This window comes from Prauserella salsuginis (assembly GCF_024648885.1).
GTDB lineage: Bacteria > Actinomycetota > Actinomycetes > Mycobacteriales > Pseudonocardiaceae > Prauserella > Prauserella salsuginis.
Genome location: NZ_JANBBF010000009.1, coordinates 504,061 through 530,124, shown reverse-complemented (window position 1 = coordinate 530,124; position 26,064 = coordinate 504,061). Strand labels below are relative to the sequence as shown.

The following is a 26,064-nucleotide window of genomic DNA, read 5'->3' as shown; positions in this document are numbered from 1 at the left end:
CGCCATGACCCCGCAACTGGTCGATCCCACCACGATGCGGCAAACCATGGGGCGGTTCGCGACCGGTGTCGCGGTCATCACCACCGAGTCCGACGGCGTGCCGCACGGCATGACCATGAACTCGTTGACCTCGGTGTCGCTGGATCCGCCGCTGCTGCTGGTGTGCTTCAACCACGGTGCGCGCAGTGCCACCGCGGTCACCGACTCGGGACGCTTCGTCGTCAACCTGCTCTCGCAACGGCAACAACCGATCGCCATGCGGTTCGCGAAGCGCGGCGAGGACCATTTCGGCGGCCTCGGCCTCGAATACGGCGACCACCGTGTTCCGGTGGTGCCGAATGCCTTGGCACACCTCGATTGCGAGGTCGACCGGATCGTCGAAGCCGGTGACCACACGGTGGTCTTCGGCAGGGTCACCGACGTGTGCACCCGGGACGGCGACCCGCTCGGCTTCTATCAGGGTCGATTCAGCGACATCACGCCCCACGGCGCCGAACCCGAGCACTGGTTCTTCTGATCGTCCTCGCCCCGAGCCGGGAACTCCCCGGCTCGGGGCCCAGGGGGCCAACTCGGCGCCCCTCTCCGATCCGCCGCACCGACGCCACTGGGACAGGCGCGTCGGTGCTGTCGAATCAGCCGACCTGCACCACGGGATGCAGCCTGACGAATGGATCACGTATGTCCCAGAGCATCGAAGACCACGAGATCGGCGGCTCCGACGAGTCCGACCGGCTCATCGAGTCCGGCCCCGGCTACCGTGCCGGGTTGCGGGGCCTGCCACGTTCCCTCGACATCTCGACAATCGGCGCCGGCGTCGTCGCCGCGGTCTTCGGCTGCACCGGCCCCGCACTGATCGTCGTCAACGGCGCCACCGACGCCGGACTGACCACCGCGCAAACGGTCTCGTGGGTCAGCACGGTCTACCTGGTCGGCGGGTTCATCTCGCTGATCATGGCGCTGTACTACAAGCAGCCCATCGTCGGCGCGTGGAGCATTCCCGCGGCGGCGCTGGTCGTCTCCAGCCTGGCCGACCATTCCCTCCCGGAGATGATCGGCGCCTACTTCACCGCCAGCGTCCTGGTGTTACTCCTCGGACTGTCCGGCTTCGTCCGCACCCTGGTGCGATGGCTACCCATTCCGATCCTGATGGCCATGATCGGCGGTGTCCTGTTCAAGTACGCCCTCAACATCGTCGGCGCCGCCGAAACGCGACCGTTCCTGGTCGGTGCCGCCGTCGTCGGGTTCCTGCTGCTGAGCCGGTTCGTCAAGGCAGTCCCGGGAGTGATCGGTGCCCTCGTCTTCGGCATCGTCGCGGCCGTTCTCACCGACTCGTTCGCCTCGGCCAACGTCGGCACCGAGTTCACTCTGCCGACCTGGGTCGGCGTGGACTTCAACCCGCTGACCATGTTGGGCGTGGGAATCCCGCTCGCACTGGTGATCCAGGCGGAGAACATCCAGTCCATGGGTGTGCTCATCGCCGAGAAGTACCGTCCGCCGGTCAACAACATCACCGTGGTCAGCGGAGCGGCCAGCCTCCTCGTCTCCGGGTTCGGCGGCCACAACGCCAGCATCGCCGGGCCGATGACCGCCATCTGCGGTTCCGACCAGGCCGGTCCGCACCACGACCGCCGCTACGCCGCGGCCGTCGTGAACGGCATCATCTTCGTCACGTTCGGCTTCTTCGCCAGCATCGCCGTGGGCCTGGTCAGCGCGCTCCCCGGCGAACTGATCTCCACCGTGGCCGGACTGGCGATGTTCGGCGTCCTCATCATCGCCTTCCGGGGCGCGTTCACCGAGGGCCGCTACAAACTCGGCGCGCTGGTCGCTCTCGTCGTCGCCATGGGGGACGTCACCATCCTCGGCATCTCCAGCCCCTTCTGGGCGCTGCTCGCCGGACTCGGTGTCTCCCTCCTGCTCGAGTTCGACGACTTCAAGACCCGCTCGCACAGCTGAGCGGTGGGCAGTCAGCCCATCACGTGTACGGCCCACCGGCACGGCGCGTTCACTGCTCGATCGGTCCGGGGTACCGGTCCTCCGCTCCGGTGGGCCGAGGCCCCGGACCGACCCGTGTGGGCGGTGAGCTTCGCGCCGAGGTCCGGGGCCGTCCGGCCGCAGCCGAACTCGCCGGCCCTGCCGCCTTCCGCCGACGGCCGGTCAGCGCGCGGGCGCGGTCCGGCTCGGCCGGGTGCCCGTGGCGAGAACGTCGTCCCGATCGATCTCGCGTTTCAGGATCTTTCCGGTGGTTCCCTTCGGCAGCGCGTCGACGACCTGGTAGATGCGCGGGACCTTGTAGGCCGACAACCGCTGCCCCAGCCATTCACGCAGGTCGGCGGCGTCGATCGCCCGCCCCTCGTGCGGTGCGATGACAGCGCCGATCTCCTCCCCCAGCCGTTCGTCGGGGATGCCGATCACCGCAGCCTCGAGGATGTCGGGGTGACCGTAGAGCACCTCCTCGACCTCGCGCGGGTAGACGTTGTAGCCGCCGCGGATCACGAGGTCCTTCTTGCGGTCGACGATGAAGAGGTCGCCGTCGGAATCCATTCGGCCGAGGTCGCCGGTGAGGAACCACGAGCCATGACGGACCGTCGCGGTCGCATCGGGCCGGTTCCAGTACTCCCGCATGACGACCGGGCCCTGGATCGCGACCTCGCCGACCTCCCCGACCGGAAGCGGCTCCCGTGACTCGTCGAGGATCGCCAACCTGCACCCCGGCAGCGCACGACCGACGCTGCCCTCCTTGCGGGGCATGTCCAGGGAACTGAACGTCGCGGCGCCGGTCGTCTCACTCAGCCCGTAACCGTCGAGCACCCACGCACCGAAGCGGCGGTGGAACGCCTTGGACACCTCGACGGGCAGCGCCGCGCCGCCCGAACAGGCCAGCCGGAGGTCGGTGAAATCCTCGGCCGTCAGCTCGGTCTCGGCGTGCAGCATCTCGTTCCACATCGTCGGAACGCCCGCCAGCCCGGTCAGCCGATGCTCCGCAGCCATCTCGAGCATCGCCCGGCCGCTGAACGGCCGCAGCAAGGACAGCGAAGCCCCGACGGTGAAGACAGCGGCCATCACGGAGGCCTGGCCGAACACGTGGAACAGTGGCAGCGCCGTACCCATCCGGTCGTCGGAGGTGGTGTCGAGCGCCTCGGAGAGCATCCGCCCGCAGGACAGCAGGTTCTCGTGCGTCAGCACGGCGCCCTTGGGCTTGCCGGTGGTACCGGAGGTGTAGAGCAGGACGGCGGTCCCGTTCCCTCCGACGTCGGCGATGTCGGAGGGAACGCGCCCCGGGGCGATCGTGTCAGGAGCGAGCGGCCACCGCGGTACACCGGCCGCGTCGCTCGCCTCGACCAGCGCCTCGGCCGCTCCGTCCCACCCGATGGCCAGGCTGCACTCGGCGTCGGCGAGGAAGTACTCCAGCTCCCGCGGGGCGGAGACCGGGTTGACGGTCACGGCCGTGGCGCCCAGGGCCAGTACCCCGTGGTAGACGAAGACGAACTCGGCGCTCGTCGGCACCGCCATCAGCACCCGGTCGCCGGCTGCGACGCCTCGGTCCCTGAGGACGGCGGCAGCGCCGGACACCTGCGCCCGCAACTCCTCCCAGGTCCAGCTCCGGTCACCCTCCCGCAACGCGACGGCGTCAGGGCGCTGGTCGGCGTGTTTCCAGATGTTCGCTACAACGTTCGTCACGGGGCCGCTCCTCGTGGTCGTGTTGCGGTTGGCCGGTCGGCACGAGCGGTGTCTGCGCGCCGGAGTCGGGCGTACGGCCGGTGCGCCACGTGCCGAGACGCGTCGGGTCGAGCACGACGCGGGCGGGGACCGATCTCGGTCACGCCTTCTTCTTCCACGCCGGGTCCCGACGACGCAGCTCGGTCATGGCGATGGTGCGCTTGTGGACCTCGTCCGGCCCGTCCGCGAGACGCAGCGTGCGCAGATGGGCGTACAGCCAGGCCAGCGGGAAGTCGTCCGAGACGCCACCGCCGCCGTGGACCTGGATCGCCCGATCCACGACTTTCAGCGCGACCTCGGGTGCGGCGATCTTGATGCCGGCGATCTCGACTCGGGCCCGCTGGTTGCCGACGGTGTCCATCAGCCAGGCCGTCTTGAGCGTCAGCAGACGGGCCATCTCGATCTCGATGCGCGCCTCGGCGATCCAGTCCTGGATGTTCGCCCGGTCGGCGACCGGAGCACCGAAGGTGACCCTGGACTGTGCCCGGTCGATCATCATGTCTAGGGCGCGCTCGGCCATGCCGATCGAACGCATGCAGTGATGGATGCGGCCGGGCCCCAGCCGTGCCTGGCTAATCATGAAGCCGTCGCCCTCGTCGGCGAGCAGAGCCGTGGCCGGCACTCGCACGTTCTCGAATACGACCTCGGCGTGCCCCTCACGGTCCGCATAACCGAAGACCGGCAAGTTCCGCAGGACCGTGACGCCAGGGGTGCCCAACGGGACCACCATCATGCTCTGCTGGCGGTGTTTCGGCGCGTCCGGATCGGTCTTGCCCATGACGATGAGCACCTTGCAGTTCTTGTGCAGGGCGTTCGACGTCCACCACTTTCGCCCGTTGAGCACGTACTCGTCGCCGTCCCGGACCATGCGCAGCTCGACGTTCGTAGCATCGGAGCTCGCCACGGCCGGCTCGGTCATCGCGAACGCCGAGGCGATCTGGCCGTCCAGCAACGGCTTGAGCCACTTCTCCTTGTGCTCGTCGGTGCCGAAATGGGTCAGCACCTCCATGTTCCCGGTATCGGGAGCGTTGCAGTTCGTCGCCTCGGGTGCCAGCTCCGGGCTGCGGCCCATGATCTCGGCGAGGTGGGCGTACTCGAGGTTGGTCAGGCCCGATCCCCACTCCTCGTCCGGGTGGAAGAGGTTCCACAGGCCGCGCTGCTTCGCCTTTGCCTTGAGTTCCTCGAGGATCGGGGGCTGGAAGTGCGGGTCGCGCGCCTCCTCCATCTGCGTCCGGTAGGTCGCCTCGGCCGGATAGATGTGCTCGTCCATGAAATCGAGCAGCTTCTCGCGATACTCGCGGCCCCGCTCGGTCAGCTCCAGCATGGCCGCTCCTCCATCGGTGACCGAACGGCCACTGTGGTCGATTGTCTCCGTGGTTTGTTGTCTCTGGAGTTTGTTGTCTCTGGAGTAGTTGTCTCGTGGCTTGTCGTCTGTTCTTGGCGGGGCAGGTGTCTCCGGGTTGGTTCGTGCCCGCCGGCGCGTCCGGACTCAGTGGCCGAGCAGCGCCGTGAGCTCGGCCTCGGTGGTGACCGCGTCGGTGTGGACGACTCCCGCCATGCCCAACCGGCCCGCGGCAGCGATGTTCTGTTCGAGGTCGTCGACCATCACCGTCTCCTCGGGACGTACGCCCAGCCGCCTGCACGCGATCCGGTAGGCCTCGCGCGAAGGCTTGCGCACGCCGATCTCGGCGGAGATCGTCACGGCGTCGAACATCTCGGGCAGGTCGAAACCGGCGTAGCAGTCGTCCCCCAACGAGTTCGAGAGGAGCCCCACGGGCCATCCCTGGGAACGAAGCCGCCTCACCAGGTCGATCGTCGCGCTGTCGGGGCGAAGCCCGGCTTGCATCCGCCGGAGGAGTCCACTCGCCGGCACCGCAGCGCCGTGTGCTGCGAACCGATCGGCCAGGCCACGCTCGAAGACCGCCTGGTCGATGCGGCCCTCCTCATGAGCCTTCAGCAGGTTCTTGCCTTGCTCGTCCGATGCCACCACCCGGAGGGGCAGCCGGGAGTCGCCGAGCTCACGGCCGAACTCGGCGAACGCCGCCAGAACTCCGGTGGTGAGGACGCCGCCGAAGTCGAACAAGACCGCCCGGCGAGCAGGGAGCGACGGGTTCGCCATACGCGACTCCTCGGTCTCGACTGGTGTCGCACGCTACTTGAATCCGGATTCGTATTCAAGCTTGCGAAGGTGGCGCGACTGTGGGCACCGAGCCTGCCGCCGGCGCCACCGAACAGTCCTCGCCGGCCCGCACGACGTGCTTCGCGGGCCGGCACTCCGGCACGGCGACGGCAACGGCGTGCCGGCCGAAACTGCAGGCCATCGCGCGGTCGAACCCGGCGGCGGCACCCCGCCGGCCGGCAATGAGCAGGGTGCTCGGCCGACTTGGGCCAGGCACGTCAACCGGCCGAACGGACGAACGGGCAACCGTCGGCCGCCTACTTGAACCCGCCGTCAATTTCATCGAGATTCCCGGCTGAGCGGGACGAGTCGATCGTGGCCGCAGCGCCCATCGGCCGCGTCAGCGAAGCATGGTTCCCTTCGATACCGGAAGCGACCGGACAGACCATGTCGTACTTCCGCAGCGGCCGCCGCGCAGACGCCAACGCCTCAGGCGCCGGTCACTCAGGCGCCGGTCACTCAGGCGCCGGCCACTCAGCTCTCGTCGAGCTTGAGCGCGTTGACCCAAAGCCGGGTCGTGGTGTCGACCAGCTGTTTCATGCTCGCCTTGTCACCGAGACAGAAGACGTTGTAGGCGAGGCGCGAGACCATGCCGGACAAGGCCATCGCGGCCATCTTGGGGTCGATGCCGGGGTCGACGAGACCCTGTTCCTGAAGCCTCGCGATGGCGCGCGCATTCCGCCCGGCGAACGTCCGGCTGCGGGCGCGGCGCACCTCTCGGAACTTCGGGTCGACCACGGCAACCTGCTCAAGGATCAGCATCAACTTGGCGTTGCGCTTGTAGGCCTCGAGATAGGCACGGTTCGACGCTTCGATGACCGCGGCAGGCGAGGCCTCGTCCTCGTCCAGGTGCGGGGCGCCGGGGTGCAGCATGTCGTGCTGAGCTTCCTCCACGACCGCAAGGAAGACCTCTTCCTTGCTGGAGAAGTAGGTGTAGAAGCTCCCCGTGGAGCACTTCGCCTCGGAGGTGATGTCCGTCAGCCTGGCATCGAGGAAGCCGTCACGTTCGAAGACCACACGTGCGGCCGCAACGAGAGCGGCACGAGTGCGGGCACCTCGCGCCGTCACCGGCGGAGCACGGAACGCAGAGGTGTCGGCGAGCGGAGGCACGGCCGAGTCGCCGCGCGCGCTGCTCTTGCTGCTCATCTGCCCTCCTTGGATGCAGATGCATGGTGCCACACGCCGGCGGCCGACCCTGCTCACCCACGCCAACGCTGCTCACGCCGGCGCGCGATCCGACATGGGCCGCCACCAACGCGGGCGGCACGATCTCCGCTCACACCGTGAGGACCACCTTCCCCGTGGCAGCTCGCCGCTCGAGGCACTGCAGGGCGTCCGCGGCCTGCTCGAGCGGGAAGGACGGTCCGAGCACGGGTTTCAGCGCCCCGCTGCGCAGGTGCGGTTCCATGGCTGCCCACTGGGTGGCGACGTGCCCGGGCCGCGGCATCGAGTAGGCACCCCAGCCCACGCCGGTCACGGATATGTTGTTGAGCAGCAGCCGGTTGACCTTGACCGTGGGGATGTCGCCCGCGGCGAAGCCGACCACGAGGAGGCGGCCGTGCTCGCGCAGCGTCCGGAGCGAGTCGGTGAACCGGTCACCGCCCACCGGGTCGAGGACGACGTCGACAGCCCGGCCGACCTCGTCCTTGAAGTTCTCGGCGAGGACGAACTCGTCCGCCCCGGCTGCCATGGCCACGTCGCCCTTTTCGCTGGCCGAGACCACCGCGATCACGCGCCCGGCCCCGAACGCCTTGGCCACCTGAATCGCACTGGTGCCGATGCCTCCGGCGCCACCGTGCACGAGGACGGTCTCCCCCTCGGCGAGATGCCCGCGTTCGAGGAGGGCGAAGTAGGACGTGCAGTAGTTGAACAGGAAGGAGGCGCCCTCCTCGAAGGACACGCCGTCGGGCAGGCGAAAGGTCAGGTCCGGGCTGGCCAGCACCCGGTCGGCGAAACCGCCCAGCAACGGCAGAGAGGCGACCCGGTCTCCCACGGCCAGCCCGGACGACGCGGGCGCCGCGGCCACCACCCCTGCCACCTCCGCACCCGGAACGAACGGGAGCTCCGGCTTGACCTGGTAGAGGCCCCGCGTCTGCAGCAACTCGGGGAACGCCACCCCTGCGGCCCTCACATCGACGGTGACCTGCTCCTCATCGGCCGGGGCCGGGACGTCGACCACTTCGACCGCGGAAGGGCCGTCGAGACTGCTGATGTGGATGGCGCGCATTGATGGGTCACACCCTTCGACGATGATTCCGTGTGCCACGACGTGTTCACGCCCCGAGTCAGGCAGCGCAGATCTTCAATACGAGCTCGCCTCTTCCGTCCACGATCGCAGACCCCGGGAGTGGGTTGTGCACGCTACGCGAACTTGAATCAGGATTCAAGATTTGTCGAATCCGACATCAGGTTTACCCTGGCACGGCGGGTGCCACCACTCTCGCACGGCCACTGCCGGTGAAAGTCCGGCCTCAACGGCCTGTCGACCGAGCCGAGAAACGTGGCCTCGTCGCCCGGACCCGCAGCAGCGACCGGCGCGCCTGTCAGGTCTCGCTGACCGCGGACGGACCACAGGCGGGCACTGCCACTCACGACGGCGTGATCGCCCGACTCGGCGAGCTTCGCTGCGACACCGACGAGCCCCAGCGCGACCTGCTGACCGCCCGGACCGTGGGGATGGTCACCGTGGGGATGACCGCAGCCCCGAGAGGACGACCGTCGCTGACCACCGTCCGCGACTGACGCGGACAGCTCAGTCCGGCGCCGTACCTGACCGATGCCGTGGCTGACCGGCGCCGTGGCTGACTGGTGCCGTGGCTACCTGGTGCCGCGCCTGCCCACAGCTGAGCTACGAGCTGACCGAAGTGGACGGTGTGACACGGACACGAACGCTCTTCATCAGCGGCTGGTCGCTCTGGGTGCTGTAGTCGGCCGCACCGATGAGTCCGTTCATCTCCGGCATGTAACCCGCGGCGCTGCCGCGCGGCAGGTCGTAGGAGATGGCGCGGTACTCGTGCAGCGAGCGCTGCGATCCGTCCTTGGAGGTGGCGACGATGTCGACCGGAGTTCCCTCTTCGATGCCCCGCGCACGCATGTCGTCGACGTTCATGAAGATCAGCTCGCGCAGGTTGCGCACGCCGCGGTATCGGTCGTTGTTCGAGTAGATGGTGGTGTTCCACTGATCGTGCGAGCGCATCGTCTGCAGTACGAGCACGTCGGCGGAGTCCGGGATGACGTCCGGCAACTCCGCGTGGCAGAACTCGGCCCTGCCGGAGCGGGTGTGGAAGGTGCGCTCACGGGCCGGCTGCGGAATCCGGAACCCCGAGGGCTGTCGGACACGCGTGTTGAAGTCCTCGAATCCGGGCAGGACGCGCGCCATGACGTCGCGGATGCGGTCGTAGTCCTCGACGTACCACTCCCACGGTGTTGCGCTGCCGGGCAGCGTCGCCCGTGCCATGCCGGCGATGATGGCCGGCTCGGACAGCAGATGGGGCGAGGCCGGCCGCTTCCTGCCGGTGGACAGGTGGACCATGCTCATCGCGTCCTCGACGCTCGTGCTCTGCAGGCCGCCGGGTTGCTCGTCCAGCTCGGTACGGCCCAAGCACGGCAGGATCAAGGCCTGCTTACCGTGGACCAGGTGGCTGCGGTTCAGCTTGGTGCTGATCTGCACGGTCAGTTCACACCGTCGCAACCCTTCGGCGGTGTGTTCGGTGTCCGGGGCGGCCCGCACGAAGTTCCCGCCCATGCCGACGAACACCTTGAGCTCACCCGCATGCATCGCTTCGATCGAACGGACGGTGTCGAGGCCGTGCGCGCGAGGCGGGTCGATCCGGCACACCTCGGCCAGCCGGTCCAGGAACTCGGCACCCGGCCGGTGGTCGATGCCGCAGGTGCGGTTGCCCTGCACGTTGCTGTGCCCACGCACCGGTGACGGCCCTGCGCCCTCACGTCCGATGTTTCCGCGGAGCAACAGGAGGTTCACGATCTCCCTGACCGTGTCCACGCCGTGTTCGTGCTGACTGACGCCGAGGCACCAGCTGATCAACGCGCGTTCGGCGCGCAGGTAGATGTCGGCGGCGCGCCGGATGTCGGTCTCGCCGAGCCCGGACTGGACCGCGAGTTCGTCCCAGCTCGTGGCCTCGACCAGCTCGCGGTACTCCTCGAAGCCGCGGGTGGACGATTCGAGGAATTCGCGGTCGAGGACGTCGGGGTTCTCGCGTGCCCGTTCGAGCACGACCTTGGCGATGCCGCGGATGAGGGCCAGGTCGCCGCCGGGGCGGACCTGCAGGTTCAGGGTGCTGGTCGGGGTCGACTTGAGCCGCGCCATGTCGGTGAACTCGTGGGGCACGATCGTGCGGGTGGCACCCGCCTCGACGAGCGGGTTGACGTGGACGACCTCGGCGCCGCGGTCGTACGCCTCGGCCAGCGCCGTCAGCATCCGCGGTGCGTTCGACGCGGCGTTGACCCCGAGGACGAACAGCGCGTCGCACTGCTCCCAGTCGTGCAGGTCGACGGTGCCCTTGCCCGTCCCGATCGAGGCCCGCAGCGCCCGGCCGGAGGCCTCGTGGCACATGTTGGAACAGTCCGGCAGGTTGTTCGTGCCGTATTCGCGAACCATCAGCTGGTAGAGGAAGGTCGCCTCGTTACCGAGCCTGCCCGAGGTGTAGAACGTCGCCTGGTCAGGGTTGTCCAGCGCGCGCAGCTGCCCGCCGACGAGCTCGAACGCGTCGGCCCAGCTGATCGGCACGTAGTGGTCCGTCGCAGCGTCGTAGACCATCGGCTCGGTGAGCCGGCCCTGATTCTCGAGGTCGAAGTCGGTCCACTCGGCCAGTTCGGAGACCGAGTGGGCGGCGAAGAACTCCCGATCGACCCGCTTTCCGGTCATCTCCCACGTGACGTGCTTGATGCCGTTCTCGCAGATGTCGAGTTTGAGGCCCTTGGTGTCATCGGGCCAGGCACACCCGGGGCAGTCGTAGCTCCGCTCGGCATGGTTCATGTCGAACATGGCGCGGGTGCCCTTCACCGGCACACGCTCACGAGCCAGTACCCGCATGACCGAAGCCGCCGCGCCCCACCCGGCAGCGGGGTGGTCGTACGGCCGCTGCGACCAGCGTCCGTCGGTCGACGGGCCCGTACCGCCCTGCCGCGGCGTGTCCGACATGAGCCCCGGGACGGCCCGTCGCTCCGACGTCGGGTCGCTCTGCGCGGACGCCGCCTCGGCAGGACCGTGTTCGACGGCCTTGTCGACGCCTTCAGCCGTGTCGTCGCTGCCCATGCCGGCTCCTGTTTCGTCGAGGTCATCAGCGTGCCGGGTCCGTATTCGACCGCTCCGTGACGGCCGGCGTCTGACGTCGGTGGGATCGGGCCGTGACGGGGACGGACGGGACGCGGGAACGAGGTCGACGGTACTGTTGCCGCGGTTGTCGACGCAGACAAAGCTCGTTGTGACGCAGGACGTCCGATGCGGGCCCCGTCCGCTACGACAATCGCCCCTGACGTCGGGCCGGAACGAAACGATGATCGATGAACCACGGTGAGGGCTCGCTCGCGGAGCTGGCCGACCTGGCAGACGCCCGGCTGGCTGAGCTGGCCGACGACGTCGTCGCCGACTGCGTCGACCGGATGGACGTGTACCGCACGGTCGTACCGCGCGAGGACCTGCGCCGTTCGATCGAGCACAACCTGCGGTACATCGTCGCCGCGCTCCGGGACCCCGGCGATGCCCGCGACCTCAGCGCGCCTCGGGAGACGGGACGGCGCCGCGCGCACCAGGGCGCGCCGCTGCCGGAGGTGCTGCGCGCCTACCGGCTGGCCTTCACCGCGGTATGGGACGTGCTCATCCGCCGCGCTGGCGAACGCCACGAACCCACCCGCACCACACTTCTCGGCGCGGCCACCCTGCTCTGGCAGCTCGCGGACGAACACGCCATCGAGCTCACCGAGGCCTACCGGGCCGCCACCGCGGAGCTGCTCGACGAACAACACCAGCGCCGCGCCGCCCTCCTCGAGGCGCTGTTCACCGGGCAGGTGGGGCCGGACGCAAGCCCGTGGGAGATCGCCAAACTCCTCGATCTGCAGCCGAACGCGGACCTGGTCGTGGTCGCCGCCGAGAACGGCGCACTGGCCGACGCCGGCCTTCCCCGCGTCGAACGACGACTCGCGGAACGCGGCATCGTCTCCGCCTGGCGCCTCACTCCGACGCTGCACACCGGGGTCGTCTCGCTGCGTCCCGGGCAGCGAGACGAGCTGTTCGCCGTCCTGCGCGAGGCCGTGACCACCCGCACCGGTGTCAGCCCTCCGTACCAAGCACTCCGGGACACGCCGAGGGCGCTGCATCTCGCCGGCGTCGCACTCGCGGGGATCCCCACGGGGCAGTCGGACGTCCACGCGTTCGGCACGAGCCCGCTCGCCGCGCTGGTCGCCTGCGAGCCGGACGAGAGTGAGCGGGTCGCGTACCAGGTCCTGGGCTCAGTGCTCGAGCTTCCCGCCGACGACCGCACCAGCCTGTTGGACACCCTGCACGCCTGGTTCGACCACGGCGGCTCCGCCGAACAGGCCGCCAAGCAGCTCTACTGCCATCCGAACACCGTCCGCTACAGGCTGCGGCGCATCAACGAGCTCACCGGCCGGTCGCTGACCCAGCCGTTCGATGTCGCCGAACTCGCGACCGCGCTTCACTCACTCAGCCTCGGCAAGGACCCGACACCGGGCCGGGGCCAGCAGGGCGGCCCCGACCGCCCGAACCGGCACTGATTCGCGCCCTCCGGCTGCGTTGCGTTCGGCGCTGCCGAGGCCGGTTCCGTACGGGGTCGGTTCCGTACGGGGTCGCCCGGCACCCGCCCGCCTCGCGACCTGGGAGGCCGCGCACCGGGAACCGCGCCGCGTTCGGTGGACCGCGTGACGTGCACGACCTCGACCGCCAGCACCGGAGCGGCCCCGCCGAGCCCTCAGTGGTTCGAATATGAGTTCGAAATACCACGCGACAGTCGAGTGAATCGGCAGTGACACTCGGAAGAACTCGCAGGCTCGACCCGGGCCGCGACCGGCACTTCGCCGACCACTACCCGCGAACCACTCGCCGATAATTCTCCCCGGTCCGGGATTGCCACCCCGGAGCTGAATCTCCGCCGAGTTCGCAGGTCACGATGGCACAACACGACGGTGACGACCAACACTCATCGGCACCGCAAAGGGAATCTGCTATACTAGTCTTGTATCAAAATTCGAGGAGTTCTGAGGTTCGGCGATGCAGTCGGGGTTACAATGAGTGCTACAACCGAGGATCAACCGATTTCCATGGCGGAGAAGGCCTACCAGGCGATCCGCGATCGGCTGATCATGCTGGACATCCCGCCGATGGAGCCGATCGACGACGCGGCACTGGCCCAGTCGCTCGACATCGGCAGGACCCCGGTACGGGAAGCACTCAAGCGCCTCGAGATCGACCGCTTGGTCGTGTCGTACCCGCGCCGGGGAACCTTCGCCACCGCCGTGGACATCACCGATCTGGCCTACATCTCCGATCTGCGCGTACACCTGGAACCGCTCGCAGCGCGCCGCGCGGCCGAGACCATCGGCGACGCGGAGGCCGAGGAGTTCGCCGAACTCGCCGATTTCCTCGACGACATGGACCTCCGCTCCCTCACCCGCGACGAGGTCATGCGGTGGGACCTGCACGTCCACCGCGCGATCTACCACGCAGCGGGAAATCCGCATCTGGAAGACACACTGATCCGCTACGACAACCTCGCGACACGGATCTTCTGCGTCTTCCTCGACCGCATGCCGGATTTCGACAGTCACGTCATGGAGCACTCGGGGCTACTGCGGGCGATCAGCTCGTGCGAGCCGGACAAGGCTGAACGACTCGCACGCGAACACGTGCTGAACTTCGACAAGGCTATGCGTTCGTTGGTCTGAATCCTTTCCGATCCGACCGGCCGGGGAGGCCGGAATTCGGGGATGCGCCGATCACGGACGCTTGGCCAGTTTTCGCCGCCATTGCCCGAACGGGCGGGCTCGGTCGATCGCCAGGACGCCCACGGGACGCTCCTCGGAATTGAGGTAGAGGGCGAGGAAATCACCCGAGTCCGGGTCGCCCTCCTCGATCTGCACCGTGCAGTCGGCCCTACGGTGGCCTGCGAACTGGATCTTGTGTCCGTACTGGTCGGACCAGAAGTAGGGAACCGAGTGATGCGCGGGGGCGGAGTGCTCCCGGCCGAGCAGCGCGGCGACCGCGGCCGCCGGTTGCTGCAACGCGTTGGTCCAGTGCTCGAGACGCAGCCAGCCGGCCGTGTAGTCACGGTAGGAGTGGGCGCAGTCGCCGACCGCGAGAACCTCGGGGATGGTCGTACGTCCCTGCTCGTCGGTGCGAACGCCGTCGTCGATCTCCAGACCGGATCCGGCGAGCCACTCGGTGTTCGGCTGCGCTCCGATACCGACCACGACGACGTCGGCAGGCAGTTCGCGCCCGTCGGTGAGGCGCACCGCCTTCACACGAGTCTCCCCGACCAGTTCGGCGAGACCGGTACCCGCGTGCAGTCGTGCCCCGTTGCGCGCGTGCAGCCTGCCGCACACCGCGCCCATCTCGGCGCCCAGCGGTCGTTGCAGCGGGACGTCCGCGGCCTCGACGATGTCGACCTCGCAGCCGAGGCCCGCCGCAGTGGAGGCGATCTCGGCTCCGATGAAGCCGGCCCCGATGACGACCAGCCTCGCGCCGGGGACCAGCTCGCTGCGCAGCGCCCTGGCGTCGTCGAGGGTGCGCAGGGTGTGCACGCCCTGCGGGAAGCCGCCGGGGAGCTGGCGCGCCCGGGCGCCGGTGGCGAGCACGACGGCGTCGGTGCCGACCCGGGGTCCGTCGGCGAGCACGACGGCCTTGCCCGCGGTGTCCAGCGAAGCGGCCGTCTGGCCGATGACCCACTCCACGCCGAGGTCGGCATCGTCGGAATCGGTCAGCCCGATGTCCTCCTCGGTGACGGTTCCCGCGAGGTACTCCTTCGACAGCGGCGGACGATCGTAGGGCTCGTGCCGCTCATCGCCGATCACAGTGATCCGGCCTTCAAACTCCTGCGCGCGCAGCGCGCGGACGGTCGCCAGCCCTGCCAGAGAGGCACCGACGACGGTGATGTGCTCCATCAACCGACCTCCTCCACAACCGCGCCACCGACGGTGACCCGGGTCGACTCGTGCACGTAGATCAGGCCGTCCTCGATCGAGACCGCGTGCGTGCGCACCGGTTTCTTCGCGGGCGGACCACTGGGCTGACCGGTCCGGAGGTCGAAGCAGGCGGCGTGCAACGGGCACTCCACCGCGCAGCCTTCGAGCCATCCGTCGGACAGTGAAGCGTCCTGATGCGAGCAGGTGTCGTCGATCGCGTAGAGCTCACCGTCCACGTTGAACACCGCGATGGCCACCTCGCCCTGCACCCGGACCGACTCTCCGGGCGGCAGGCCTGCCAACTCACCAACCAAGATCATTACGGCCCCTGTTGCTCATAGAGGAACGAGTAGTGCATTACGCAACTCACAGGATGGGGTTCGACACCCCCCGAGTCAACGGTCAAATTCGATCGGAAACACTCGCATTTCACACGGCACGACCAGCGAAAATGACCATGGACGCGCAGTAACCACGGAGCCGCACCGAGCGGTGTGACGGCTCCGCGGGTGGCCGCGGCGAGGGGTGGATTCTTGCTTCGAAGAGCGCTGACCGGCTACCTTACCGCAAACAGATATATCAGTAGTCGATCGTGGTCACAACCGCGATGCTGCCGCGGCATCACGCCACTGCCGCTCGCCGCCGCACATCGCACCTCCGGGGAGCCCCATGACCGATAAGTCCAGGCGACCGCGCTGGGGCCTGACGCCCCCCGTGGTGCAAGAGGAGCGCACGGTCCGCCGCGCCACTGCGGCGGCCGCGGTCGGCAACGTCGCGGAGTGGTACGACTTCGGCATCTACTCCTACCTGGCCGCGGTCGTACTGGAGCGGGTCTTCTTCCCGGAGTTCGGTGAGTGGTCGGCGGTGTACACCCTCGGCGCGTTCGCCGCCGCGTTCGTCATGCGGCCGCTGGGCGGGCTGATCTTCGGCAGGCTCGGCGATCGATACGGCCGCACCAAGGTCCTGTCGGCCACCATCCTCCTGATGGCCGTGGCCACGGTGATGCTCGGCCTGGTGCCCAGCTACGGCGCCGTCGGGATGCTGGCCCCGGTGCTCGTGCTGATCATCCGGATGATGCAGGGCTTCTCAGCGGGCGGTGAGTACGTCGGGGCACTGACCCTGATGGCCGAGTACGCCCCGGACCGCAGACGCGGATTCTTCGGCAGTTGGCTGGAGTTCAGCACGATCACCGGCTACACCCTCGGCGCCAGCACCTGCGGTGCGGTGATCGCGTTGCTGCCCGACGAGGAGCTGTTCACCTGGGGCTGGCGCGTGCCGTTCATGCTCGCCCTGCCGCTGGGCATGGCCGGGCTGTACCTGCGCATGCGGCTGGAGGACACCCCGGCGTTCCGGCAGCAGATGGAACGCTCCCCCGCGCTGGCCACGATGTCGACCAAGCGCGCGGTGCAGATCGTGCGACGTCACTACCCCACCGCGGCGCTGGTGGCCGCGGGCGTGGTCGTGACCTGGAACGTGACCAACTACGTTCTGACCAACTACGTCCCGACCTACCTGACCGGCACGCTCCCCCGCTACGGCGAGAGCGGGACGAGCAGCGGGGTGGCCACCGGGATGCAGGTGGCCGTCATGCTCGTGATGCTGTGCGCGATCGTCAGTGTCGGACGGCTCAGCGACCGCATCGGCCGAAAACCGGTGTTGATGACCGGAAGCGTGGCACTGGTGGTGTTCGGCTTGCCGGCCGTGTGGCTGCTGCGCACGGGGATGGTCGGCCAGATCACCGGGCTGCTGATCATCGGGCTGTGCCTGATGTGCTTCGCGGCGGTTTCGCCGTCCACGTTGCCCGCACTGTTCCCGACCATGATCCGGTACAGCAGCCTCGCAGTGATCTTCAACCTGTCGGTCTCGCTGTTCGCCGGAACCGCGCCGACGATCATCGAGGCCGCGGTCACCGCCACCGGCAACCTCGACTGGCCGGGCTACTACCTCATCGGCGCGGGCGTCATAGGCATCATCGCCACACGACATCTGCGCGAGCACGCCGGTAAACCGCTCGACGGCGCCGCTCCACTGACCTCCAGCGCCGAGCTCCCGCCTCCCCCGCTGTCCGAGGACGGAGTTCCCCTGGAACCGCCCCGCTAGTTCCGGTACGCCCGGAAACCGGGCCTGGATCCGGTTTCCGGCTCCAGGCCCGGATCTCCCGAGGTGCGGCGAATCGGGAGCGTCAGTCGATCACGGCAGCCGTGGCTTCGACTTCTACGAGCTGATGGTCGTAGCCGAGGGCGGCGACGCCGATCAGCGTGCTCGGCACGTCGTGATCACCGAACGCGTCACGGACGACCTCCCAAGCCGTCACGAGGTCGGCCTGGTCGGACGAAGCGACGAGCACACGAGTCGCGATGACATCCGTAAGAGTCGCGCCGGCTTCGCTGAGGGCCACCTTCATGTTCTCGATGCACTTGGCGGCCTGCGCGGCGAAGTCGCCTTCGCCGCAGGTCGATCCGTCGCTGTTCAACGGGCACGAGCCCGCCAGAAAGACCAGACGGGCTTCTGCGGGAGCGGTCGCTGCATAGGCATACTCCGCCACATCCGACAGCGAGTTGGAGCGAATGAGGGTCACGGCCTTTGGCATGGTCTCTTCCAGGTCGAGGACAGGTCCAGCCAGCCTCGCACATTCACCTGGGCCGAGACCCGAGACGTTCGTTGGACGAGGCCGTCGAGCCGTTCGACACGGTTCGCACGACCACTTCGGCGCGAAAGGTCGGACCGAGCTTGTCGTAGCCGGCGGCGACACCGCGTCATTGCCGCACGTCGCGGTAGCCGCGTTCGATGAGGTTCCGGCCGGGCTGGGCATCGGCGTCCGATCCGACAGGCCTGCCGCCGCGGACGACCGCAGTCACGTCAATGCAGCTCATCCGCCAACACAGCAGAGCCCGTCCTGCCGCTGAGAAGACGTCTGAGGAGGCACCGGTCCGCTCGGGGCCGACGGACCCGCGGCACACCCCGCACCGGCTCAGCGGGCGCCACAGGCAGGCGAACTCAGGCAGACGAACAGCGGGCAGACGAACCGCGGGCATGCGAAGGGGCCTCGCGCCGTGTCGACGCGAGGCCCCTTCCGAGACCGGATCAGCCGATGCGCTCGCGGACCCAGTCGTGGAACTCGGAGATGTGGTGCTCACTGGGCACCAGAACGCCGCCGTCGGCGTACGCGCGGGAGTCCATGGCCAGCTGGCAACGCTCGCAGGCGTCGAAGTCCTGCTGGTTGACCCGGTGGAACAGCTCCACCGAGCGGTCGATGTCCGTACCCGAGTCCACCACGTCCGGCAGGTACAGCCAGTCGCAGCGCACCAGCGTGCGCTCGGCGGTCAGCGGGAACATCCGGTGGAAGACCACGTGGTCGGGCACCAGGTTGATGAACACCTGCGGCCGCACGGTGATGGCGTAGTAGCGACGGTCCTGCTCCTCGCTCACCCCGGGGAGCTTCTCCAGGCCCTCCGAACCGTCCACCGTGAAGCCCTGCACGTCCTCGCCGAACTCGGCGCCGTGGCCCACGAAGTACTGCGCGGCCAGGCCGTCGGCGAACTCCGGGAGCACCTCGGTGAGCTCGGGGTGGATCGTGGCGCAGTGGTAGCACTCCATGAAGTTCTCGACGATCTGCTTCCAGTTCGCCTTCACGTCGTACTCGATGCGCCTGCCGAGCTTGAGGTCGGCGACCTGGTAGCCGACGATCGCGTCCGGGGTGCCCAGTCGCGCGCTGACGTCGCCGATGACCGTGTCCTCGAACGACGGTGGCTCCTCGGCCAGGCACAGCCACACGTACCCGAGCCATTCGCGTACGTGCACCTGGTGCAGCCCGTACTGGGTGCGGTCGATGTCCTCCATCGCACCGAGGTTCGGCGCGGCGATCAGCGCGCCGTCGAAGGAGTAGGTCCAGGCGTGGTACGGGCACTGGAAGGACCGGCGGACCTCGCCCTTCTCCTCGGTGCACAGCCGCGCGCCCCGGTGCCGGCAGACGTTGAGGAACGCCTTGATCGCACCGTTGCGGCCCCGGGTTACCAGTACGCTCTCGCGTCCGATCTGGACGGTTTCGAACTGGCCGGGCTTGGCCAGGTCCGCACTGAGCACGGCGCAGAACCAGCCTGCTTCGAAGATGTGCTCCTGTTCCAGGCGGAAGATCTCGGGGTCGGTGTAGTAGTGCCCGGACAAGGTCTCGCGCAGGCTTTCGGGGAGGTCGCCTGCCTGCTCCAGTGCGGTGGGAAGCTCACCGGTCGTCATGGGTAACGCTCCTCGTCAGTGAGGTGGCGTCTCGCTGCGGCGCGAACACAGCGGGCGCCGGCTCTGATTCGATGGTGGTGTGTCAAATGGGGTCAGCGGGCCGTGATTGATCGCTGGAGGCATTCGGGGTTTTCGGCCGCGGGCCGGTGGTCCGCGGCCGCAGAACCACCGTGCGATTCGCGCGTGGCGACGATGCGGTGCGCTGCCGGGAGCACCGGGAGAATCGCGGTTCGCCGACCAAAGTACTCGCACTTGTCGCCTCGCGGCTAGCGGAACACCACGGTGCTGTTGCCGTTGAGCAGCACGCGGTTCTCGCAGTACCACCGCACCGCCCGGGACAGCGCCAGCGCCTCGGCGTCCCTGCCCACGGTCTGCAACGCCCGCGGGTCGTAGGTATGGTCGATGCGGATCACCTCCTGCTCGATGATCGGGCCCTCGTCGAGGTCGGGGGTGACGAAGTGCGCGGTGGCGCCGACGAGCTTCACACCCCGGTCGTAGGCCTGGTGGTAGGGCTTGGCGCCCTTGAATCCGGGCAGGAACGAGTGATGAATGTTGATCGCCCTGCCGTGCAGCGCCTTGCAGGTCTGGTCGGAGAGCACCTGCATGTACCGGGCGAGCACCACCAGATCGGCCTCGTAGTCGTCGACCAGCTGCAGCAGCTGCGACTCGGCCTCCGGCTTGTTCTCCGGACTCACCGGGATGTGGTGGAACGGCAGGCCCGCGGCCTCGGCCATCGGGCGCAGGTCCTCGTGGTTGGACACCACTGCCACGATCTCGGCGCCCAGGGCTCCGGCCCGCCACCGGTAGATCAGGTCGTTGAGGCAGTGGCCCAGCTTGGAGACCATCACCACGACCCTGGCGTCGCGGTCCGGGTGGAGTTCGAAGTCCATCTCGAAGTCGGTGGCCACCGGAGCGAAGTCGTGGGACATCGCGTCCAGGTCGACCTCGACGTTCGCGGTCGCCTGCACCCGCAGGAACAGGCGCCCGCGCACCGGATCGTCGAACTGCCGGTACTCGGCGATGTCGCAGCCGTGCTCCACGAGATAGGAACTGACGGCCTGGACGATCCCGGTGCGGTTCGGGCAGCTCAAGGTGAGCGTGAACGACCGGGTTTGCACGCTGGAACTCCTGGTCACGGGATTCTCCTCAGCATTCCACGATGTTGAGCGCGAGGCCGCCGCGCGCGGTCTCCTTGTACTTGTCCTTCATGTCGGCCCCGGTCTCGCGCATCGTCTTGATCGCCTTGTCCAGGGACACGTGGTGCCGGCCGTCGCCGCGCAGCGCCATGCGCGCGGCGGTGATCGCCGTGATCGAAGCCACCGCGTTGCGCTCGATGCACGGGATCTGCACCAGTCCGCCCACCGGGTCGCAGGTCAGTCCGAGGTTGTGCTCGATACCGATCTCCGCTGCGTTCTCCACCTGCTCGGGGGTGCCGCCGAGCAGCTCGGCGAGCCCGGCCGCGGCCATCGAACAGGCCGATCCGACCTCGCCCTGGCAGCCGACCTCGGCCCCGGAGATGGAGGCGTTCTCCTTGAACAGCGCACCGATCGCCCCGGCGGTGAGCAGGAAGCGCACCGCGGCGTCGTCGTCGAAGCCCGGCAGGTAGCGCTGTGCGTAGTGCAGTACGGCAGGCACGATCCCGGCCGCGCCGTTGGTCGGCGCGGTCACCACCCGGCCGCCCGCCGCGTTCTGCTCGTTGACAGCCAGGGCGAACAGCGTCACCCACTCCATGGCCTGCGCCGCGTCCCCCTCCCCCGCACTGTCCTCGAGGCTGGCACGCAGTTCGCGAGCGCGGCGGCGGACCTTGAGCCCGCCGGGCAGCGTCCCGCCGGTGCGGGTGCCCTGCTCGACGCACTCCTGCATCACCGACCAGATGTGCAGCAGTCCGGCACGGGTCTCGACCTCGCTGCGCCAGCTGCGCTCGTTGGCCAGGACGACGTCGCTGATCCGCGACCCGGTGGCGGTGGTGTGCGCCAGCAGCTGCTCGCCGGTGCCGAACGGGTGGCGCACCGGGGTGTCGTCCTCGACCAGTACCGGCCGCTCCGCTTCGTCCTCGTCGACGACGAAGCCGCCACCGACCGAGTAGTACTCGCGGCGGTCGAGCCGAGCTCCGGTCTCGTCGAAGGCCTCGAAGACCATGCCGTTGCTGTGAAAGTCGAGTCGGGTGTTGCGGTGCAGCACCACGTCCCCGTCCACGTCGAAGGCGATCTTGTGCTCACCGCCGAGGGTCAGCCGGGATTCCTCGCGTGCGGCCTGCACCTGCGGTTCGGCGGCAACCGGGTCGACCAGGTGCGGCTGCTCCCCCGCCAGCCCCAGCACCACGGCCTTGACGCTGCCGTGCCCGTGCCCGGTCGCGCCGAGCGAACCGAACAGCTCGCAGCGCACCTGCTCGACCCGCTGCAGCAGTCCGGTCTCGCGCAGGTGCTCGACGAACAGGTAGGCGGCTCGCATCGGGCCGACGGTGTGGGAACTCGACGGCCCGATGCCGACCTTGAACAAGTCGAATACGGAAAGGCTCATCAGTGCTCCGAACCGGTTCGCAGCTGGGGCCCGGCGGCGTGCCGGGCCGGGCGGGTGCTGTGGATCGCCGACCGCACGGTGTGCTGCAGCAGCAGCGCGGTGGTCACCGGGCCCACACCCCCTGGCACCGGGGTGAGACCGGCGACCTGCACGGACGGATCCACGTCGCCGACGAGTCCGCCGTCGGCCGTCGGGTTGGTGCCGACGTCGACGACGATCGCGCCGTCCCGGACATGCTTGTCGGTGATCAGGTCGGGCTTGCCGACCGCGACCACCAGCACGTCCGCGTCCGGGGTGAACGCGGTCAGTTCCGGGGTGTGCCGGTGGCAGATCGTGACGGTCGCGTCGCGCTGCAGGAGCAGCTGCGCGACCGGCTTGCCGACCACGTTCGAGCGCCCCACCACGACGCAGTTGCGTCCGGCCAGCTCGATCTCGTGGTGATCGAGCAGCTCCAGGACGGCGGCGGCGGTCGCCGGCGGGTACGCGGACATGCCCGCGGCCAGGTTGCCGAGCGAGACCGGGTTGGCCCCGTCGACGTCCTTGCGGGGATCGATCGCCGAAGCCAGGTCCTCGAAGTGCGCCCCGGCAGGCAACGGGGTCTGCAGGATGATGCCGTGCACCGACTCGTCGGCGCTGAGGTTCTCCAGCGTGGCGCGGATCCGCTCGGGGTCGGCGCCCGCACCGAGATCGACCGTCCGGCAGTCGATTCCGGCCTTGCCCGCGGCGCGGGCGATCGAGCGCACGTACCAGGCGCTGGACTCGTCGTCGGTGGCCACCACCACTGCCAGTCCCGGGGTGGTGCCGGACTCGGTGAGCTCCGCGGCGTCGGCCGCGGCCCGCGCGCGGATCTCGCGGGCCAGTCCGGTGCCACCGAGTTCTCGGCCGGCGTCGGCGGATCGGGTTTCGGTGGGCTGAATCGTGGTCATCGCAGGATCTGCTCCCGAACGGCGGAGGTGACGGAGTCGGCTCGCAGCAGGGTGTCGTCGGTCTTGACGATCGCCTCGTCGAGTTCGGCGTGGACGTCGGGATCGGTGATGCCGGCGAGGTTGATCTCGACGTTGACCCGGGCGGTCGAGATGGCCGCCCGCGCCGCGACCGCGGCGGCCGCCACGTCGCTGATCACGTTGGGATTTCCGATCGGCCGCAGCAGTTCGGCGAGCTCGACGAGCTGGGCGGCCATGGCGACCACCCTGGCCGGGACCCGGCCCGCCTCGGCGAGCGCGGCCGCGATGGCCGTGGAGCGCTCCTGCTTCTCCTCGGCGGTCTGCTTGGGCAGTTTGTAGGCCGCGACGACCGCGCCGAAGGCCTCCGCGTCCTGCTCCGCCAGGTCGAGGCAGAGCCCGCGCAGGTCATCGGCGGCCTCGCACACCTCCTGCAGGGTCGCGGCGTGCTCGGCGTACTTCTCGCCGTCGCTGTAGCGGGCGACCATGGACAGCAGCGCCGCAGCCTGCGCGGCGTGCAGCGCAGCGGCCGCCCCGCCGCCGGGCGCGGGCACCCTGGCGCCCAGCTCGTGCAGGTAATGTTCGATGGTCTCGGTGCGCATGGACGTCCTTCGCGGTCGTGCGCCCGCAGGCGCGGTGCTGGTCACCGGCGGATCCGGTGCATGTCCGGGTCGACAAGGGGCTCGGCCGCGACGGTCGCGGCCACCATGCGGTCGAAGTACTGGATGCGCACCTGCGTCCCCTCGACGGCCTCGGCGGGCAGCCAGGCGTAGGCGATCGGGGTGCCGAGGGTGTGCGAGAAGGCCGCCGAGGTGATGTAGCCGGCAGCCGCGCCGTCGACGAACACCGGCTCGGAGCCCAGCACCACGCTGCGCTCGTCGTCGATGGTCAAGCAGCGCAGTTTCCGGGTGACCGACTCGGGGTCGATCGCTTCGAGGGCCTCGCGGCCGACGAAGTCACCCTTCTGCATCCGCACCGCGAAGCCGAGTCCGGCCTCGAACGGGTTGTGCTCGGTGGTCATGTCGCCGCCCCAGGCGCGGTAGCCCTTCTCCAGCCGCAGGCTGTTGAACGCTGCCCGGCCGGCCGCCACGACGCCGTGCTCGCGGCCTGCCGCGTAGAGCACGTCCCAGAGCCGCTGGCCGTACTGGGCGCTGGTGTAGAGCTCCCAGCCCAGCTCGCCGACGTAGGACACCCGCATCGCGGTGACCGGGATGCCGGCGATGTGAATCTCCTTGCAGCGGAAGAACTTCAGGGCCTCGTGCGAGAGGTCCTCCCGGCTCAGCGGCTGCACCAGATCGCGGGCTCGCGGGCCCCACACCCCGATGCAGCAGGTGCCGCCGGTGATGTCGCGCAGTTGCACGCTGCCGTCCTCGGGCAGCTCGCGGCGCATCCGGTCGAAGTCGAGGTTGCCGTTGGCGCCGACCTGGAACAGCTGCTCCTCCAGCCGCGCCACGGTGAGGTCGCTGCGCACGCCACCCGCCTCGTCGAGCATCAGCGTGTAGGTCACCGAACCGACGGACTTGTCGAGCTTGTTCGTGGTGAGCCGGTCCAGGAACGCCAGCGCACCGGGACCGCTGACCTCGAGGCGCTTGAGCGAGGTCATGTCGAACATGGCGACGTCGGTACGGGTCTTCCACGCCTCGACCGCGGCGATCGGGCTGTGGTACATGGCCGCCCACGCGTCCCGAGCCGGTGGCTGCCACTCCATCGGCAGTTCCTTGACCAGCGACCCGTTCGCCTCGTACCAGTGCGGCCGTTCCCAGCCGTGGGCCTCGAGGAACACCGCGCCCAGTTCCTTCTGCCTGGCGTGGAACGGGCTCACCCGCAGGTCGCGCGGCGAGAGCTTGGGCTGCAGCGGGTGCTTGACGTCGTAGACCTCCACGAAGTTGCGCGAGGCCGTCTCCTCGACGTACTCCGGCGTCGTCTCGATCTCGTCGAAGCGGTGCACGTCGCAGCCGTGCAGCTCGATCTCGCTGCGCCCGTCCACCAGCAGCTGTGCCACCGACCGCGCCACACCCGCGGAGTGGGTCACCCACACCGCCTCGGCGATCCAGAAACCCGCCAGGTCCGGGGACTCACCGACCAGCGGACCGCCGTCGGGCGTGAACGACATGACCCCGTTGAAGCCGGTCTCGACCGTCGCCGACTCCAGCGCGGGCAGCAGTCGCTTGGTGTACTCCCAGGACGGCGCGAAGTCCTCGTCGGTGAACGGCAGCACCGAGGGCATGGCCAGTTCGGAGGGATCGTCCACTTCGGGCAGGTCGCTCAGGCGCACCGGCATCGGGCGGTGCGCGTAGGTGCCGATGCCCAGCTGATCCACGTGCTCGCGGTAGTAGAGGTCGCGATCCTGGTGGCGCAGGATCGGCAGCTTGGCCTCGGTGAGCTCGTCGTTGCGACCGGCGAGTTCGGGCAGCTGGTCGGTCTTGGCGTACTGGTGCGCCATGGGCAGCAGCGGCACGTTCATGCCGGCCATCTCGCCGAGCTGCGGACCCCAGAACCCGGCGCAGGACACCACGATGTCGGCGGGCACCTCGCCCTGGTCGGTTTCCACCCCGGTCACGCGGCCGCCCTGCTGGTTGATCCCCAGTACCCGGACCTCGCCGCGGAACCGGGCCCCGCGAGCGGCCGCCCGCCGCGTCAGCGCCAGCACCGCGCGGGGCGCCTTGGCCAGACCGTCGGTGGGCGTGTGGAACCCGCCGAGGATGCGATCGGCCTCGAGCAGCGGGTGCAGCTTGACGCATTCCTCAGGGGAGATGACCTCGCCGGGCACGCCCCAGGAGGTGGCAAGGCCCTGCTTGCGGTGCAGGTCGGCCAGCCGCTCCGGGGTGGTCGCTACTTCCAGCCCGCCGACCTGGTTGAAGCACCAGCCCTCGTCGGCGTGCAGGCTCTTGAACTTCTCGACGGTGTAGGTGGCGAACTCGGTCATCGTCTTCGACGCGCCGGTCTGGTACACGAGGCCGGGCGCGTGCGAGGTCGAGCCGCCGGTCAGCGGCAACGGCCCCTGGTCGAGGACGGTGACCTCGTTCCACCCGCGGCTGGTGAGCTCGTCGGCCAGGTTCGCACCGACGATCCCGGCTCCGACGATGACGACGCGAGGGGTCGTGCTCATGCAGGTCTCCTTACGGGACGGCGAGGTTTCGAACTGAGGAGCGATACCGCCTTCGGCAGGCGGTTCTCGTTACGGAGGAGGGCTTCGGGATGTGCGGCGCCGCCGGACCGCGCCGGAAGGGCGGATACTCACCCCTCTGACCGAGGACTGATATATCAACTGCACAGCACGGTAGGACGACGGGTGTGATCCGGTCAACACGTAGCTGA

21 protein-coding genes are annotated in these 26,064 nt (G+C 68.9%); 6 read left to right on the top strand and 15 right to left on the bottom strand.

Annotated features, from left to right (window positions below):
* The first annotated feature begins 4 nt into the window (after positions 1-4).
* Together LY40_RS09205 and LY40_RS09200 are read left to right on the top strand one after the other, a co-directional pair.
* A complete protein-coding gene (locus LY40_RS09205; RefSeq protein WP_258936548.1) occupies positions 5-517 on the top strand; it encodes a flavin reductase family protein in 513 nt (170 codons plus the stop codon).
* Positions 518-678: 161 nt separating this feature from the next.
* Positions 679-1,953, top strand: coding sequence for a benzoate/H(+) symporter BenE family transporter (locus tag LY40_RS09200; protein WP_258936547.1), 1,275 nt, complete (start codon positions 679-681; stop codon positions 1,951-1,953).
* Positions 1,954-2,154: 201 nt separating this feature from the next.
* Here the strand turns inward: LY40_RS09200 and LY40_RS09195 are convergent, their stop codons facing one another.
* The 5 genes from LY40_RS09195 to LY40_RS09175 form a co-directional block, all read right to left on the bottom strand.
* Positions 2,155-3,678, bottom strand: coding sequence for a class I adenylate-forming enzyme family protein (locus tag LY40_RS09195; RefSeq protein WP_258936546.1), 1,524 nt, complete (start codon positions 3,676-3,678; stop codon positions 2,155-2,157).
* A 139-nt stretch (positions 3,679-3,817) separates the two neighbouring features.
* Positions 3,818-5,041 (bottom strand): acyl-CoA dehydrogenase family protein, encoded by a 1,224-nt coding sequence (locus LY40_RS09190; RefSeq protein WP_183780266.1) that lies wholly within the window; start codon positions 5,039-5,041, stop codon positions 3,818-3,820.
* 165 nt (positions 5,042-5,206) lie between these two features.
* The gene (locus LY40_RS09185) at positions 5,207-5,836 is read right to left on the bottom strand and encodes an HAD family hydrolase (protein ID WP_258936545.1); all 630 of its coding nucleotides are present in this window, start codon (positions 5,834-5,836) and stop codon (positions 5,207-5,209) included.
* A 534-nt stretch (positions 5,837-6,370) separates the two neighbouring features.
* Entirely contained in the window at positions 6,371-7,042 is a 672-nt protein-coding gene (locus LY40_RS09180; protein ID WP_183780272.1) for a TetR/AcrR family transcriptional regulator, read from the bottom strand.
* Positions 7,043-7,172: 130 nt separating this feature from the next.
* Entirely contained in the window at positions 7,173-8,123 is a 951-nt protein-coding gene (locus LY40_RS09175; RefSeq protein WP_258936544.1) for an NADPH:quinone oxidoreductase family protein, read from the bottom strand.
* A 371-nt stretch (positions 8,124-8,494) separates the two neighbouring features.
* Here LY40_RS09175 and LY40_RS09170 point away from each other — a divergent pair, with 371 nt between their 5' ends.
* The gene (locus LY40_RS09170) at positions 8,495-8,638 is read left to right on the top strand and encodes a hypothetical protein (RefSeq protein ID WP_258936543.1); all 144 of its coding nucleotides are present in this window, start codon (positions 8,495-8,497) and stop codon (positions 8,636-8,638) included.
* Between the two features lie 106 nt (positions 8,639-8,744).
* Here the strand turns inward: LY40_RS09170 and LY40_RS09165 are convergent, their stop codons facing one another.
* Positions 8,745-11,171, bottom strand: coding sequence for an FdhF/YdeP family oxidoreductase (locus tag LY40_RS09165; RefSeq protein WP_258936542.1), 2,427 nt, complete (start codon positions 11,169-11,171; stop codon positions 8,745-8,747).
* 248 nt (positions 11,172-11,419) lie between these two features.
* Here LY40_RS09165 and LY40_RS09160 point away from each other — a divergent pair, with 248 nt between their 5' ends.
* Both LY40_RS09160 and LY40_RS09155 read left to right on the top strand, forming a co-directional pair.
* Positions 11,420-12,649: a PucR family transcriptional regulator gene (locus LY40_RS09160; RefSeq protein ID WP_258936541.1), complete on the top strand. Its 1,230-nt coding sequence runs from the start codon at positions 11,420-11,422 to the stop codon at positions 12,647-12,649.
* A 543-nt stretch (positions 12,650-13,192) separates the two neighbouring features.
* The gene (locus tag LY40_RS09155) at positions 13,193-13,816 is read left to right on the top strand and encodes a GntR family transcriptional regulator (RefSeq protein ID WP_228725973.1); all 624 of its coding nucleotides are present in this window, start codon (positions 13,193-13,195) and stop codon (positions 13,814-13,816) included.
* Between the two features lie 51 nt (positions 13,817-13,867).
* Here the strand turns inward: LY40_RS09155 and LY40_RS09150 are convergent, their stop codons facing one another.
* Positions 13,868-15,031 carry an NAD(P)/FAD-dependent oxidoreductase gene (locus LY40_RS09150; protein ID WP_258936540.1) on the bottom strand — a complete coding sequence of 388 codons (1,164 nt, stop codon included), beginning with the start codon at positions 15,029-15,031 and terminating at the stop codon, positions 13,868-13,870.
* On the bottom strand, positions 15,031-15,372 hold the full coding sequence (locus tag LY40_RS09145; protein WP_183780287.1) for a bifunctional 3-phenylpropionate/cinnamic acid dioxygenase ferredoxin subunit: 342 nt from the start codon (positions 15,370-15,372) through the stop codon (positions 15,031-15,033). The genes LY40_RS09150 and LY40_RS09145 overlap by 1 nt, the downstream gene beginning before the upstream one ends.
* Positions 15,373-15,721: 349 nt before the next feature.
* On the opposite strand from LY40_RS09145, the gene LY40_RS09140 reads away from it, so the two are divergent.
* Complete coding sequence (locus LY40_RS09140; protein WP_258936539.1) at positions 15,722-17,152, top strand: MFS transporter; 1,431 nt, start codon at positions 15,722-15,724, stop codon at positions 17,150-17,152.
* An 82-nt stretch (positions 17,153-17,234) separates the two neighbouring features.
* Here LY40_RS09140 and LY40_RS09135 read toward each other — a convergent pair whose 3' ends face one another.
* From LY40_RS09135 to LY40_RS09105, 7 genes are all read right to left on the bottom strand, one after another.
* The gene (locus tag LY40_RS09135) at positions 17,235-17,630 is read right to left on the bottom strand and encodes a RidA family protein (RefSeq protein WP_258936538.1); all 396 of its coding nucleotides are present in this window, start codon (positions 17,628-17,630) and stop codon (positions 17,235-17,237) included.
* Positions 17,631-18,136: 506 nt separating this feature from the next.
* Complete coding sequence (locus tag LY40_RS09130; protein ID WP_258936537.1) at positions 18,137-19,285, bottom strand: aromatic ring-hydroxylating oxygenase subunit alpha; 1,149 nt, start codon at positions 19,283-19,285, stop codon at positions 18,137-18,139.
* Positions 19,286-19,551: 266 nt separating this feature from the next.
* Positions 19,552-20,421, bottom strand: a complete 870-nt coding sequence (purU, locus tag LY40_RS09125; RefSeq protein ID WP_258936536.1) for a formyltetrahydrofolate deformylase — start codon at positions 20,419-20,421, stop codon at positions 19,552-19,554.
* Positions 20,422-20,431: 10 nt separating this feature from the next.
* Positions 20,432-21,805 (bottom strand): L-serine ammonia-lyase, encoded by a 1,374-nt coding sequence (locus LY40_RS09120; RefSeq protein ID WP_258936535.1) that lies wholly within the window; start codon positions 21,803-21,805, stop codon positions 20,432-20,434.
* Positions 21,805-22,731 (bottom strand): bifunctional 5,10-methylenetetrahydrofolate dehydrogenase/5,10-methenyltetrahydrofolate cyclohydrolase, encoded by a 927-nt coding sequence (locus LY40_RS09115; protein ID WP_183780301.1) that lies wholly within the window; start codon positions 22,729-22,731, stop codon positions 21,805-21,807. Before LY40_RS09115 ends, LY40_RS09120 begins: the two co-directional genes overlap by 1 nt.
* Positions 22,728-23,348 carry a cyclodeaminase/cyclohydrolase family protein gene (locus LY40_RS09110; protein WP_183780304.1) on the bottom strand — a complete coding sequence of 207 codons (621 nt, stop codon included), beginning with the start codon at positions 23,346-23,348 and terminating at the stop codon, positions 22,728-22,730. The genes LY40_RS09115 and LY40_RS09110 overlap by 4 nt, the downstream gene beginning before the upstream one ends.
* Positions 23,349-23,389: 41 nt before the next feature.
* Positions 23,390-25,855, bottom strand: coding sequence for a GcvT family protein (locus tag LY40_RS09105; protein ID WP_258936534.1), 2,466 nt, complete (start codon positions 25,853-25,855; stop codon positions 23,390-23,392).
* Between the last annotated feature and the right edge of the window lie 209 nt (positions 25,856-26,064).

What these genes read in the sequence shown, in the direction of transcription:
- LY40_RS09205 (WP_258936548.1), top strand. Translation starts at nt 5, where the DNA reads ATGACCCCGCAACTGGTCGATCCCACCACGATGCGGCAAACCATGGGG.
- LY40_RS09200 (WP_258936547.1), top strand. Translation starts at nt 679, where the DNA reads ATGTCCCAGAGCATCGAAGACCACGAGATCGGCGGCTCCGACGAGTCC.
- LY40_RS09190 (WP_183780266.1), bottom strand. Translation starts at nt 5,041, where the DNA reads ATGCTGGAGCTGACCGAGCGGGGCCGCGAGTATCGCGAGAAGCTGCTC.
- LY40_RS09185 (WP_258936545.1), bottom strand. Translation starts at nt 5,836, where the DNA reads ATGGCGAACCCGTCGCTCCCTGCTCGCCGGGCGGTCTTGTTCGACTTC.
- LY40_RS09180 (WP_183780272.1), bottom strand. Translation starts at nt 7,042, where the DNA reads ATGAGCAGCAAGAGCAGCGCGCGCGGCGACTCGGCCGTGCCTCCGCTC.
- LY40_RS09175 (WP_258936544.1), bottom strand. Translation starts at nt 8,123, where the DNA reads ATGCGCGCCATCCACATCAGCAGTCTCGACGGCCCTTCCGCGGTCGAA.
- LY40_RS09165 (WP_258936542.1), bottom strand. Translation starts at nt 11,171, where the DNA reads ATGGGCAGCGACGACACGGCTGAAGGCGTCGACAAGGCCGTCGAACAC.
- LY40_RS09160 (WP_258936541.1), top strand. Translation starts at nt 11,420, where the DNA reads ATGAACCACGGTGAGGGCTCGCTCGCGGAGCTGGCCGACCTGGCAGAC.
- LY40_RS09155 (WP_228725973.1), top strand. Translation starts at nt 13,193, where the DNA reads ATGGCGGAGAAGGCCTACCAGGCGATCCGCGATCGGCTGATCATGCTG.
- LY40_RS09150 (WP_258936540.1), bottom strand. Translation starts at nt 15,031, where the DNA reads ATGGAGCACATCACCGTCGTCGGTGCCTCTCTGGCAGGGCTGGCGACC.
- LY40_RS09145 (WP_183780287.1), bottom strand. Translation starts at nt 15,372, where the DNA reads ATGATCTTGGTTGGTGAGTTGGCAGGCCTGCCGCCCGGAGAGTCGGTC.
- LY40_RS09140 (WP_258936539.1), top strand. Translation starts at nt 15,722, where the DNA reads ATGACCGATAAGTCCAGGCGACCGCGCTGGGGCCTGACGCCCCCCGTG.
- LY40_RS09130 (WP_258936537.1), bottom strand. Translation starts at nt 19,285, where the DNA reads ATGACGACCGGTGAGCTTCCCACCGCACTGGAGCAGGCAGGCGACCTC.
- LY40_RS09120 (WP_258936535.1), bottom strand. Translation starts at nt 21,805, where the DNA reads ATGAGCCTTTCCGTATTCGACTTGTTCAAGGTCGGCATCGGGCCGTCG.
- LY40_RS09115 (WP_183780301.1), bottom strand. Translation starts at nt 22,731, where the DNA reads ATGACCACGATTCAGCCCACCGAAACCCGATCCGCCGACGCCGGCCGA.
- LY40_RS09110 (WP_183780304.1), bottom strand. Translation starts at nt 23,348, where the DNA reads ATGCGCACCGAGACCATCGAACATTACCTGCACGAGCTGGGCGCCAGG.
- LY40_RS09105 (WP_258936534.1), bottom strand. Translation starts at nt 25,855, where the DNA reads ATGAGCACGACCCCTCGCGTCGTCATCGTCGGAGCCGGGATCGTCGGT.